At 44.9% G+C, this 13,666-nt stretch carries 9 protein-coding genes; 3 read left to right on the top strand and 6 right to left on the bottom strand.

Going from position 1 to position 13,666, the window contains the following annotated elements:
- Window positions 1-85 precede the first annotated feature (85 nt).
- The gene (locus RLO19_RS04695; RefSeq protein ID WP_446354284.1) at window positions 86-883 is read right to left on the bottom strand and encodes an IS701 family transposase; all 798 of its coding nucleotides are present in this window, start codon (window positions 881-883) and stop codon (window positions 86-88) included.
- Between the two features lie 454 nt (window positions 884-1,337).
- On the opposite strand from RLO19_RS04695, the gene RLO19_RS04690 reads away from it, so the two are divergent.
- Window positions 1,338-2,264, top strand: a complete 927-nt coding sequence (locus RLO19_RS04690; protein ID WP_446354282.1) for a hypothetical protein — start codon at window positions 1,338-1,340, stop codon at window positions 2,262-2,264.
- Window positions 2,265-2,503: 239 nt separating this feature from the next.
- Here the strand turns inward: RLO19_RS04690 and RLO19_RS04685 are convergent, their stop codons facing one another.
- Window positions 2,504-4,282 carry a serine/threonine protein kinase gene (locus tag RLO19_RS04685; RefSeq protein WP_446354280.1) on the bottom strand — a complete coding sequence of 593 codons (1,779 nt, stop codon included), beginning with the start codon at window positions 4,280-4,282 and terminating at the stop codon, window positions 2,504-2,506.
- A 623-nt stretch (window positions 4,283-4,905) separates the two neighbouring features.
- Between RLO19_RS04685 and RLO19_RS04680 the strand changes: the two genes are divergently transcribed.
- On the top strand, window positions 4,906-9,123 hold the full coding sequence (locus RLO19_RS04680; RefSeq protein ID WP_446354278.1) for a PA14 domain-containing protein: 4,218 nt from the start codon (window positions 4,906-4,908) through the stop codon (window positions 9,121-9,123).
- Window positions 9,124-9,315: 192 nt separating this feature from the next.
- On the opposite strand, the gene RLO19_RS04675 is transcribed toward RLO19_RS04680, so the two are convergent.
- From RLO19_RS04675 to RLO19_RS04660, 4 genes are all read right to left on the bottom strand, one after another.
- Entirely contained in the window at window positions 9,316-10,194 is an 879-nt protein-coding gene (locus RLO19_RS04675; protein WP_446354276.1) for an ABC transporter permease, read from the bottom strand.
- A gap of 97 nt (window positions 10,195-10,291) precedes the next feature.
- Window positions 10,292-10,429, bottom strand: a complete 138-nt coding sequence (locus tag RLO19_RS04670) for a hypothetical protein (protein WP_446354274.1) — start codon at window positions 10,427-10,429, stop codon at window positions 10,292-10,294.
- Window positions 10,426-12,159, bottom strand: a complete 1,734-nt coding sequence (locus RLO19_RS04665; RefSeq protein WP_446354272.1) for a diflavin flavoprotein — start codon at window positions 12,157-12,159, stop codon at window positions 10,426-10,428. Before RLO19_RS04665 ends, RLO19_RS04670 begins: the two co-directional genes overlap by 4 nt.
- 57 nt (window positions 12,160-12,216) lie before the next feature.
- Entirely contained in the window at window positions 12,217-12,810 is a 594-nt protein-coding gene (locus RLO19_RS04660) for a phosphate-starvation-inducible PsiE family protein (RefSeq protein ID WP_446354271.1), read from the bottom strand.
- A 529-nt stretch (window positions 12,811-13,339) separates the two neighbouring features.
- Between RLO19_RS04660 and RLO19_RS04655 the strand changes: the two genes are divergently transcribed.
- Window positions 13,340-13,666, top strand: a 327-nt coding sequence (locus RLO19_RS04655; RefSeq protein WP_446354269.1) for a PD-(D/E)XK nuclease family transposase, incomplete at its 3' end; no start/stop codon positions are given.

The raw sequence follows: 13,666 nt of genomic DNA, 5'->3' as shown, positions 1-13,666 counted from the left end.
CGGCTTTGCGCGATTTTTTAGCCGCCCTACATGGGTACAATCGCGCTCAACCTTGATGTAGCGAGGGTTTTCACCGATCTCTTGTCTATTGCAAAAATAGCGCGATCGCGCTATTTTTGCAAGTGCTACATGGGTACGATTTTTGAGGGGCTTGAGCGCTCAAACCATTACGGTATAAGGCTTTAGCCTGGGCGCAGTACATCTGTATGGGGGGAACTTCAGCTCTAGGGAATTTATTGATTTTGATAATCTTCCCTTGTTCTTGCTCGATTTCAGACCAAGTTAGCCGTTCAATGGGTTGATACTTTTTTTGACCTCCTGTATCATCGACTAAGCGATTTTTTTTGAGGGGAACATAATAAATCTTCCCCAAATTCTCAATCAAAATCATTAGCTTCTGAGCCGCATACCAACTGTCCATCAAGACGTGGGCAAATGGAATCTTTTTTTGAAAGACTGCATTATTCAGCATATCTGCCACATGGTCGATCTTAGTTTTTCCATCTTCATCTGGAGCGTAAATTCTATAATCAATCACCCAATAATGTCCCGTTTGGGGATTGACGTATATACAACTTATTAACCCAATTCCTCTAATTACTCTATGTTCGTTTCCGCTATATTGACGGCGGACAAGTTCTATTTTTGATGAAAATCTCTTGTCTAGCACTGTATCATCAAAAACCAAACAGGCATCCGGATGACTCTGAACTTCTGAATGCACTTTTTCCCAAATCAATGAAGGTGTTAAGTTTTCTGAATTCAAATAACGATTAATCGTATCATGACTAAACTCGTGAGTATGTTCAGCAAAGTTGGTCAGGGTATAATTTATTTGACTACTTAGGAGATATTGGCAATAGTATAAATAATTAAGGCTCATTTTATTTATGAATTCTCATGCTATTTTAGCATTTATTATTGTTTATTTTGACGCGAGGATGGTTTTCGCGATCGCGCGAAACCTCACCCTGGAGTATGCTCACAGCTAGCTACGCTACATATAGCGTAGCTGCGTAAGTCCTGAAAAGATATCGATGCTAGAACTTTTGAAAAACAGTAGCACAATAATCAATGACGCGATCGCTCCCACCTTACCTAACGCAGAAAACTCTGTAGCGGCTCTCAAGTGCTAACGATACACCCAAACGTAGGGGCGCAAGGCTTGCGCCCTCACCTAAGTAGAATAGCGCTGAAAATTTGCATTTTGGAATCGCCACAACCCTTGACATCCCGTAGGGTGGGCATTGCCCACCAACCTTTACACTGAAGTGTTGGGTTTTTAACTCCTAGAATTGTGTAACATAGTGGCATCAGTTTCGAGTTTAAGTGTAGAAGTGGCAGAAAAAACTGAGTTGTTGAAGCTTATCATTGAAGTAGATGACGAACTAATTCAAGAGGGAGCAGAACCCTGGCAACGTCCTATAATGGCGTACTGGAGAATTGCACAGCGTTTGCACCCTGGTAGTAGCACTACCCCCGAAAACGATCCGCTTTTCAACGCCGTTAATCAGAAATATAGCGAATTATATCGTCCCTCCGATCTTCACATGCCGCCTATGCATATAGGAGCCTTTATGTTCCGGGATGTATTTTTTCCTCTACGCATTCCATCCAGTTTTGGCTCACATGCAATCAACCCAGTGGATTGCATAGATGTACCTGAGAGACAAAAAAAATGGCTGTTTAATGATCAACAATCTGGCTTTGCTTTCTTTGATCAAGTCATTGATATTCTGGATTTTGTGTATGGACTTGATGACATTAAGAAAATAAATAAACTCCCTAGTAAAACCGTGGAATGGTGGTTTCTAGCCAAACAGCAACTTGAGGCAGCGGCAGCGACGGTATTAGGTTCATTCAATAAATATGCTGTAATCCAAAATTGTTGTATATCGACAGAACTGCTATTAAAGGGCGCTCTTATGGCTAAAGGGATTAATGAGGAAACTTTGAAAAGCAAGAAACAGGGTTATGGACACAACCTTGAAAACTTGGTATATAAAACTGCTCAACAGTTACCAAACTTCGATCAAAAAACTGTATTATTCGCCGTTAAGCAACTTCCAGACTATGTTGAAAGTCGGTATGAAGCCAAAGATTTTTCACGTTTAGCTCTTGGGAGTCTTTTGATGAATACCCAGTTCATTGGCGGTGAAATTATACGCCAGTTTACCGATCGTAACTTTCGTAAAGACTTTAAAGCTACGCCGGATGATCCTTGGATCTTGACTCATCGGACATTTCCAAAACAAATAAAATGAAGTGAGTCAATAAGATATTAGACATTAATAGATATTCTATAACTCCCCTACCCGATAAACTGCTGTTTGGCATTTAAACCTTAATGTCAATAATGGCGAAATCACGTTCAGTGCGAGCATCTTGCTCGCTACCCATTCCCAATTTAAATGCATGACAGCTTAACGCCCATCGATATCCTTTTATCTCTGCTGATGTAGAAGCATTCGCGCCCAGATTGTGCAGTGCTACAGCCAAATGATCATCGCCACCCCAGCAAGCGCAGTACAGGAACCAGCAGATAATAACTGACGCCTAACCAGAACCCTAGGGTAATACCGAGTAAACCAAAAAAACTAATGGTATTGATAAAATCCGACCAACTAGCATCAGAGAAGGAAAAGATATGAACTAATACCTCCAACGGCAATATATTTAACCTAACTAACCCGGAAAATATCATACCCGTACCCGATGCAGCGACGGCGGCGTGAACCAGGTAATGACTCGGTAACCCTAATCCTAACACCAGGGGAATAACCGCAACAGCCGTGACTAAACCCAGTAAGCGATCGGCAATACTATAAGATAGGGATACCTGCCAAAGAGCCCCCAACCCTGCCAATTGTTCCCTCGGTGAATACGATATTGACGCCTGCCAAATAAACCAACCCACACCATAGCCGAAAATCCCGGTTATTCCAGCAATTAGACGCCGTTTCTGTTGACCAAATCCCCCCGCCTCAGTTAATCCCCAAGCCGTTCCCAAACCCGCACAAGCAAACATGATGAGTTCCCGCCAGGGGATAATTTGAATTTCGGGAACCATTAGAATCCATTGTCCGATCATCCAATCGGCAAAGCTATCGCCGACAATTGTCCGGTTAATCAAAGCAAACCCAATGGTTGCGCCAAAGGCTGCACCAATTCCCGCCATCACCATTTCCCAGATGGTATCTAAACAAGCCAAAACAAAGCTAATAAAGGTTTGCCACAGCCAGCGCACTAGGCTAAAGATAACTTGAGCGCCCGTAATCAGAACTCGAAGAGAAATCTCCTGTGCTGTTCCGGCGGCTTTAGTCAGCGCCTGAAATAATGAGAATGATGAGGAAGACGATTTTTTATTTAAACGGCAATTCACCACTAAACGCCGTTGAATATCGGCGGCTTTAGCGGGTCGTTTTTGGGGATCAAGGCGGATCATACTATCAAGTAAGTTGGCTAAACCCCGACGGACTTTGGTGCGATCGCGCCAGTGAAATTCACCCGTCGCCGGATCTTGTAACTCCGCCAAATCTTGACCTGTGAGTAATTGAATCATGGTACGCCCTAAGGCATAAAAATCAGCCGTCGGTCCCACCACCTCCCCCGCAATCTGCTCGGGGGGACTGTAACCTGGAGAAATTAAACGTGTGGAACAATTCTGTTTCCCCAGGGGTATCGCGCCAATTTGTTTCGCGCCGCCAAAATCAATCGCCACCAGTTGACCTGTCTCCTCTCGCACCATTAAGTTTGAGGGTTTAATGTCACGGTGAATAATTCCCAAATCATGTAACTCCTGTAGAATATCAGCCGCTTGGTAGAGCCAATTAATAATCAAGGTTTCCGGACATCCCTGAGGATAACGGTTCAAGATAGCCTCCAGCGTCTCACCGTTTATTTTTTCCATAACCAGACAAGGAAGTAAGCGCTGTTGGCATGTTCCCAGACTCACGGTAAAATAGCTATCGGACTCCACTTTAGGCACACCCGGATGCTTTAGACGTTGCAATACGGCGGCTTCTTGTTCAAAAAGCTGCAACGCCTTGGGTGACTTTTCTACTAAAAGTTTCAATACTTTTTCAGTCTGATCCTGCTGATCCCAAACCGTGTAAATTGCCGCAAATCCCCCTAAACCCAAATGCTGGAGAGGAACGTAGCGATTATTTAGACGCAGCATTGACCCACAACTGCTACAAAACTTAAAGTCCCCAGGTTGAGGATAGGGACGGGGGCAGTTGGGATTAATACAATAGACCGACTTTATAAATGACTGATGCACGATCACCAGCGATAGACGGTGTCTCTCGATTCTACACAATAAATTCCCCAGTCCTTTGAGTCATGGGGACTTAACGCTCTAATTAAAATTAAATATTCTTTGAATATATCCTTTTATTGTATCATGCCACGAATCTTCCCATTTTAGATTATAAAAGCTTGGCTCTAGGCTTAGTTGAGTCCGGTAGCATAGATCAACCCATCTACCCTTGTCGGGTAGGCATCTCCCTTGCCCATAAGGGTGGGCAGGATACCCATCTCACCAGAATATAGTATTTCTGCAAAAAGAGGGATGTCGCCTTACTGAAAACCTTCATATTATTTTCATAATAATAGTATAAGCTCTGCGTTTTTTTAAATAAACTACGATAAAGCCTATAAATATAAAAAGACTATATGTTATTTTCTGTCTGTATATAAAGATTCTGTATAGATTTTTTTATTTAATAAAATCAATAAGAATTGATGTTATTAATTTAAATAAGGGAATCGATTGTGAAGTTTATACAACGTCTAGTCGATTCAAGTGTGTATGCCGCTCCTTGTTGTCAGCGATCGCGAATAGCCATCAAACGATGACTGCTTTCTGGGAACCAACTAACTACACCGATTAATTCAAGCATTATGCAACTAGAAACCAACCTAGCTGAGATTGCCGATACATCAATGATGAGCATGCAACATAATCAAAATCTCCCTCATCAAGACCATCCAGTAAAGCAAGCCGAACATCTAGAATTATTGGATTTAGTCCCTCATTCAGCCGCAACTCATGTAGCCGTTAACGATGGATCTTGGTTTGATCCCAATACATGGCAGCAAGGTCAGGTTCCTGGAACTGATGCTAAAGTCGTCATTTCTGAAGGTGTTCATGTCACCTACGACGCCGAGAGTGACACTCGTCTAGAAACCGTGCGTGTGGACGGAACATTGGAATTCGCCCACAACCGCAACACCAAAATAGTCGTAGACACGTTCATCGCATCACCGACTAGCACCTTAAGAATTGGCAGTGAAGCCAACCCGATTCAAGCCAACAAAACTGCCAGAATTGTCATTGCCGATAACGGAGAAATTGATACCAATTGGGACTCAACCCTGATTAGTCGCGGCGTTGTCACTCACGGTAAAGTTAGAATTCATGGTGCAGAGAAACTCGATTTTATATCACTAGCAACAGATGCCTCAGTCGGTGACAATGAATTGGTGTTGAATCTGCCCGATGGCATGAATACACCCATAGGTTGGCAAATTGGGGATCAATTAGTCTTAGGTGGAACATCCTACAATCCAGACGGTTCTGACGAAGATAACAGTCGGTTTCAAGATGAGGTGCTAACCATCACCGAAATTAACGGAAACCGGATTAAATTTACCAACAACGACATTACCTCTGGTGATAATACCATCCTCCGATTTGACCACCAGCGTCCCCAGGGATTCGAGGACGAGGACTTAAAGCTTTACATTGCCAACACCAGTCGGAACGTTATCTTCGAGACAGAAAACGCTGAAACCGTACCCACTCAGCAACGGGGTCATGTGATGTTCATGCACAACCCCGATGTCGAGGTACAAAACGCTGGATTCTACAACCTGGGACGAACGGATAAAAATAGGTTGACTGATGACCCCATAGAAAATGTCGATGGTTCGCCCGGTTCCGGAACCAATCCCCGTGGGCGATATGCCTTGCATCTGCATCGCACTGGGGCTGAGGATATCAACAGTACACCCTCTCTAGTCAAAGGTAACGCCATTGTCGGTAGTCCGGGGTGGGGAATTGTGCATCATGACAGCCATGCCGTTTTAGAAGACAATGTTGTGTTCGACGTAGTAGGTTCCGGAATTGCCGCAGAAGCCGGAAATGAATTGGGTGCATGGCGCAATAACATTACCATCAAAACCACAGGCGATGACCGTCCCCAAGCCGATTTTGACGGTTCAGCCCGCGTCCCCTTGTTTGATATGGGCTTTAACGGTGAGGGGTACTGGGTGCAGGGGGCTGCCCAAGTGGAAATAGTGGACAATATTGCCATTAGTGCTGCTGGCGGTGGGATTAATATCTTTAATGGCGTGGATGGAATCTCTCGAGTCAGAGAGGCTGACACGGTTGCTGTTAAGAATATGTTACCGGAACTACAGCCAATCCTGTCTCAGGCGTCCTTTGATGATGACCCAGACACTCTCGATGTAACCAATGTACCCCTGCGCCGCCTATCCGGTTTCGAGAGTTACAACTCCGATATGGGGATAATCTTCTGGAACCATCAGCGGAATAATGATGGTCAGTTAGGCTTTCAGGGTCCGAGTCTCAAAGAAGCCCATGATGTTCGCTCATTAGTAGATAATTTCAAACTCTGGAATATCTATGGTGAGGGTATCTTCACTCAGTACAGCAGCCAGATTGATTTCGTCAATGGGTTAATTGTCGGTGACACTGATAACCCCGTTCCCTTCAAGAGAGGTATAAATGGTGATGGTCGTGGTTATGGCATTGGTCTGAATCCCCTATCCCAAGACCTTCTGTTCAAAAATATCCGTGTTGAGGGGTTTGAACATGGGGTGAAGCTTCCTTGGGAAGGTCCGAATGACGCAGGTGTGCCTTTTCTAGGGTCGCGTATCGAAGACAGCTATTTGGCGAATAATACTCATAATCTGTCCAAACAGAAAAGTTTTGGCGGTTCGGAGACATTCCCCGATTACTTCGAGGTTGTTAACACAACCTTTGAGGTGTCGCCGACGAACATTGCACCAGTAGCTGACTTTAACTACGAATCAGTGGGCAACCAAGGAGTTGTCTTGTTTGACGCCAGTGCCTCTTTCGACAGTGACCCACCAGATACAATAGAACAGACTAATGAGGCGATCGCAAGTTACGGTTGGGATTTTGATAATGATGGTAGTATCGACCAATTTGGTCGCCAAGTCAATCACCAATTTGACCCAACAAAGTCTCATAATGTCAGCCTGACGGTTTGGGATAGCCAAGGCGCAACAACCACTGTAACTCAACAAATTCAGGTTATCCCAACCGCCTATCCCAACCTAATTCTCGATAGCGACTTCAGCAATTCGGGTGAATTTGGTGGACCGGAGTGGAATCTTAATAGTACCCGAACCGATGAAGGTTGGCTGGGTACGGGTTGGTCGCGCAATCCGAATATTGGTGATGGAGGTGCGGCTGTTTTCGATGCAGACTCGTGGGGGACAGGATTAGGACAAATTTTTCTGGATAATCAGGTTCGACAGGGACAGCAGACTCTGAGTTTGGATATCCAGAATACAGAGGGAGATGACAAAGCCAACGAAATTACCGTGCGCCTCTGGGGGGTTGATGGAGAATTTCACGGTGGGATTAGTTCTAATGGACCAACCCAGGTGGGAGCGCTTCCCATGAACCGAACCCTGTTGCTGGAAGAAACAGTCGGGGGTTCTACCTTTGACTGGACGAACTTTGAGTGGGATGTAGACTTTGGTGATGGCTATCAATTTGTCGTCTTCAGCGTTAATTCCAATCGGTATACTTCCGATAGTGATTTCATTGCCGTTGACAATGTGGTTTTGGATAGTCCGGCGATTAACGCTCCTCCCAGCACTGGTAACGGTAACGGGTTAAAAGCTGAATACTACAATAACCGCGATTTCACTGACTTAGCCCTAACTCGCACTGATGAAACCGTCAACTTTAACTGGGGTTCGGGTTCACCGGATGCGGCGATAGACTCCAATACCTACTCGGTACGCTGGACAGGTTCAGTGGCACCTCTATACTCAGAAACCTACGAATTCTTCACCAACTCAGATGATGGTGTACGCCTATGGGTAGATGACCAATTACTGATTGATAATTGGTCTAATCACGCCGCTACAGAAAATAGTGGCACAATTGACCTGCAAGCGGGTCAACAGTATGACATCCGCATGGACTACTACGAAAACTTTGGCAAATCAGTCGCACAATTGTTGTGGTCAAGTGAGAGTCAAAGTAAAGACATTATTCCTGAATCTCAGCTTTATTCTCCTGCTGTTGATACTCTCAGTCTAGATGCTAGTGGTAACGGTACAGGTTTAACTGCCGAATACTACAACAACCGCGATTTTACCGACTTAGTGCTAACCCGCACCGATGAAACCATAGACTTTAACTGGGGTTCAGGGTCACCGGATGCGGCGATAGATCCCGATACCTACTCGGTACGTTGGACAGGGTTTGTGGAACCCCTTTACTCAGAAACCTATCAGTTCAAAACCTCTTCTGATGATGGGGTGCGATTGTGGGTAAATGACCAACTCCTGATTGATAATTGGACAGACCATGCCGTGAAAGATAATCGTGGCAAGATTGACCTAGAGGCGGGACAACAGTACGAAATTCGCATGGACTACTACGAAAACAGAGGAAAATCGGTAGCAAAACTGGCTTGGTCAAGTGAGAGTCAATCGGAGGAGATTATCCCCCAAAGTCAGCTTTATGCTGCTAATTACAATGATTTTTCAGTGAATGAAATGATGCATAATACTGCTGGTGTGTTGACAAGTGTTGAGTCTGTGGGTGATGAAATTTTAGGCAATAGAGGTGTTGATGTCTTCGACAATAGAGGAAACCCTCATCTGTTTTTTGAGGAAGAGAACGGCAGTAATCCGGGTTTTGACGCCTCAATTTGGCAACCGACTTTAGCCAGTCATCAAGAAGTATTAGACTCCTTTACTGCGAGTGAAGTTAGGCAAATTAACCTGATGAACAGCATCGGGATAGGAGACTCTTTCACCAATGAGACAGTTGAAGCCCTGATTGAAATGCCCCAAGCTGAACTGCTGATGGTTCCAACTCTTGTGTAATATCAGATTCGGTTAAGTTTAGACGACGAGGGTGATATAGCAATCGCCATAGCGGTTAGGAAGCATCTTATGGTAGAGACGCGCCATGGCGCGTCTCTACACATGGCGCGTCTCTACAACAGTTTGTTTGTCATAATCGATGTGTCTACTGCTAGAATAGGGGACGGCATTGCCGTGTCCCTACCCTTCTACCTAAATATGGGGATCTAAAGCGTCTCTTAAACCATCTCCGAGTAAATTAAAGGCTAAAACGGTTAGGGTAATAAACAAACCAGGAAATAATATTGTCCAAGGAGATGATAGAGAATAGCCGCCCTTAAACGCATCGGATAGCATCGTTCCTAATTCCGGCGTGGGAGGTTGGGCGCCTAACCCTAAAAAACCTAAACCTGCTGCTTCTAAGGTAGCCGTACCAATAGAAAGAGTCCCTTGCACGACTAAAGGACTTAAGCTAGCGGGTAAGATATGATAAACAATAATCCGTCCCGGCGTAGCGCCAAACGATCGCACGGTTTGCACAAAGTCCTGTTCCCGCAATGATAGCACCATAGAGCGAGTCAAACGGATGAAAATGGGGACTTGTACCACACCCACAGCAATCATTACACTGGAAATACTAGGACCTGTTACAGTAACGATCGCGATCGCGAGTAGAATTGAGGGAAAGGCTAACAGGATATCGGTTACCCAACCAATCACAGTTTCTAAACCTCCCCGAAAATAACCCGCGACTAACCCCAACACTACCCCCAGGATTAGCCCTAATCCCACGGAAACTAAACCGATAAACAAAGACGTGCGTAACCCATACCATACCAGGTCAAGAATATCTCGTCCTAAACCATCAGTGCCAAACCAATAATCCAAGCTGGGGGGTTGCAACCGGGCGGTATAATTCCGATCCGTTGCCGGATTATAAGGATTGAGAATCGGTGCCAACAGTGCCATTATGATCACAGTGAGAGTGATTCCCAGACCAATTTTGCCGGATGTTGATTGTCTAAATCGTTGAACAGCGTTGTTTTCCATGGATACAGGGAACAGGAAGATGGGGGAAATGCATTCATTCATTCATTCGTAATTCGTAATTCGTAATTCGTAATTCGTAATTCGTAATTCGTAGGGGCGAAGCATTCGCGCCCAAATTTATCGGTTTTTTACCAACGTTTCAACGCGAATGCTTCGCCCAATCCCCAACCACAAATCCCCAACCACCAATCCCCAATCCCCAACCACCAATCCCCAATCCCCAACCACCAATCCCCAACCACCAATCCCCAATGACAAATGACAAATGACAAATCAATAGTGATTCCCCGATTTACGGTGATGTACAGCCGTCATCCCGGTTGATTGCAATACTTTACCATTATCGACGACGGCATAGACTAACCAGTGATCGCCACAGTCCATCCGACTCTGCACTGTACATTCTAAATAAGCCAAGGCATCTTTGATAATCGGACACCCATTTTCCGCCGTTTCCGTCTCTAACCCCGCAAATCGATCATCCCCTGGGGCAAAGGATTGCAAGAAGTGTCGCCGGACATTCATCCCTTCTTTTAAAATATTCAGGACAAAGCTATCTCCCGTATGGCTTAGAGATTCAACTGCCCGATCTTTCGCGATCGCAACCGTAATCCCTGGCGGATTAAATGAGGCTTGTGTCACCCAAGAGGCTAACATCCCACTACGAACATTACCACGCTGCGCCGCGACAACACATAATGACCCGACAATTCGTCCCACAGCTTGTGCCGTTCGGTCAATTTGGGCGCTGCTGACGGCTTGTTTGGGGGCGCGGAATTTCTTGGATTTTTTCAGCGCCTGGGCAAAATCTGTGCCGACTTCTTTACAATATTGAATTGTCTCGTCATCCGGTTTAAACTTAACCCGAATCGGTTCAAATCCCAGGCGATAACCCGCATCTAAGAGTTTGCTTTCAATTTCATCAACGGCTTCGCCACTCCAGCCATAAGAACCAAACACCCCCGCCAGTTTAGTTTTTGCGGCATTGGAGAGGACAATCCCTAACGCCGTTTGCACTTGAGTCGGGGTATGTCCGCCCAGGGTAGGGGAACCCATCAAAAAGCCATCACAGCGTTGAATTGCGGCTTCAATCTCCCCAGGTTCGGCAAATTCACAGTTAATTGATTCGACGGCTGCACCGGTTTTGGTGATTCCTTTAGCGATCGCTTGGGCTAATGTGGCGGTATTTCCATAAGCGGATGCATAAATAAGCGCCACTGTCAAGTCTTGTTCAGTCTGCTGCTGACCCCATTGGCGATAGTCATGGAGGAATCGGCTAAGGCTGTAGCGGACAATGGAACCATGACCCGGGGCATACATTTTAGCCGAGAGCGGGACTAATTTGTTCAGGGCGACTTCGACCTGTCGCGCTTGAGCGGCATGAAGACAATCATAATAGTAGCGTCGGTCTTCGTCTAGGCGTTTCCAGTTTTCATCAAAGAGTTCATCGCCGCAGACATGGGCGCCGAAGAGTTTATCGGTAAACAGGATACGGCTTTGGGGGTCGTAGGTACATTGTCCATCAGGCCAACGAGGTGTGGGGATGGGGATGAATTGCAGGTGATGATTTTGACCTAAATCTAAGGGTTCCTCGCCTTTGGGTACCCAAACATTGCATTGGTGTTCCCGTAAGGCATTTTGTAACGCAACTGCACCGGCTTTAGAACAAACAAAGGTAATCTGGGGGGCTAATTCTAGCAAAGCTTTCAGCGTCACCATCCGGTTAGGATTAACGTGACCTAAAATTACATAATCCAGTTGCTGCACCTTCATGCATTGCTGCAATTGATTCAGGAAAATCTCGGTAAATGATTCCCCTGGCGGATCAATCAGCGCCGTTTTATCGGCTTGGATGAGATAGGAGTTTGCTGTTGTGCCACGTTGCAGGGAATATTCCACCTCAAACTTGAGTCTATCCCATGTCCGCGATCGCAACACGGTTGTATCCGTTCCTTCAATGGCGGCGACTTGGACATCACGGGGTTTAATCTCAGGTATTGTAGTCATAGATATTAGTGATTGGTGATCAGTGATTAGTGATTGGCGAAGATGTGACTTCTTGTATTAGTCTGTTGCATTGGTTATCGGCTCTAAATGACCCATTTTATCTGCCACAGTAACAGTATTGGGATAAGGGTTTAACGGATTGTTATTAGAGTCCGGAACCTGACGCAGGGTCTGCTTTTTATATCGCAGAGACAACTGTTTTTCTGGGTCAATTCCATCGAAAGTTGGCGGCAAATACATCCGCACAATTAATAGTCCTGCCATCACAATTAAGAACGCACAGGCAGCTAAAATTTGAACCCATGAGGTTTCCAAGACTCCCCGCACAATCACTTCTCGCAGAACAGAGACAATCGAAACTTCTACCGCGACTCCAATCGATACACGCTGTTCTTGTAAGTAAATAATCAGCAGTCGGAATAACTCAACTAAAATTAGCAAGAACAGAATATCTGAAGTCACGCCTGGGAAATCTAACGGCGGTAGTAACTCCAAAAACATCTCGCGTAGCTGAATCGCCATAAAGGCAAATAAGCCAACACAGAGGGAAATGATAAATAAATCTTGAATTGTTTCCAGCGCCCGGACTATGCGATTCCGCTTAACCTGTTCATACCAGTTCGGCGGCGAGGACGTTAGAGGATCGTGCATGGGAGGTTCCTTCTGTATCACTAGAACCTAGATTACATTTTACTCGCTTATTGCTGCAATACTTTTTTATTTGAAATTCTAATGCTTTGTATCAACAGATAGTGATGCTTCGGACTGTCCCGTCCAAGAGCCAGCATCGGACTGTCCGTCTGTACCTGTGCCAACATAGGTACAGCGTTTAAATGACCTTCAAGATGGCTACAAGGCTAGTTGTAGAGATTTTTCAACGACCCGTTCTTGGGTATAATTCCTCACGATTGTGCTTGTGGTAGAGGTTTTATAGTATTGCACATATATAAGTAGGTGGACAAAATTAAAGTTAACGGTTGAGATTGGGGAACAGGGAACAGTAAGGGTTTGAGGGCGATTTACAAAACTTAATGAGCGTACTATTTTCTTTTGACCGACTACTTATTTTTACAGTATAGTGTGTTTAAAATTATCAACTCTATTTTTTTGATATCCAAGGTATCAACATGGGACGAAATCTGTCAAAATAGATTCAGTAGATGTTCCCATCGATGCCGTTATGCCCCAAACACACATCCGATTTGATTGGGCGATTAAAAAATTACTGAGAAACAAAGCCAATTATGGTGTTTTGGCAGGTTTCTTAAGCGAGTTGTTGAGGAAACCGATCACGATCCAATCAATACTTGAAGGTGAAAGCAATCAACAAGCCGAGGATGACAAGCTAAATAGAGTCGATATTTTAGCGGAAAATGACCAGGGAGAATTAATTCTCATTGAAGTGCAAAATAGTACAGAGCAAGATTATTTTCATCGGATGCTCTACGGCACAGCGAGATTAATTACTGACTTTCTGGAAAAAGGAGAGCCTTACGGGAACGTCAAA

Origin of the sequence: Coleofasciculus sp. G2-EDA-02 (assembly GCF_040226375.1) — a bacterium.
GTDB lineage: Bacteria > Cyanobacteriota > Cyanobacteriia > Cyanobacteriales > Coleofasciculaceae > Coleofasciculus.
This window is presented reverse-complemented; position numbering and strand designations above follow the sequence as displayed.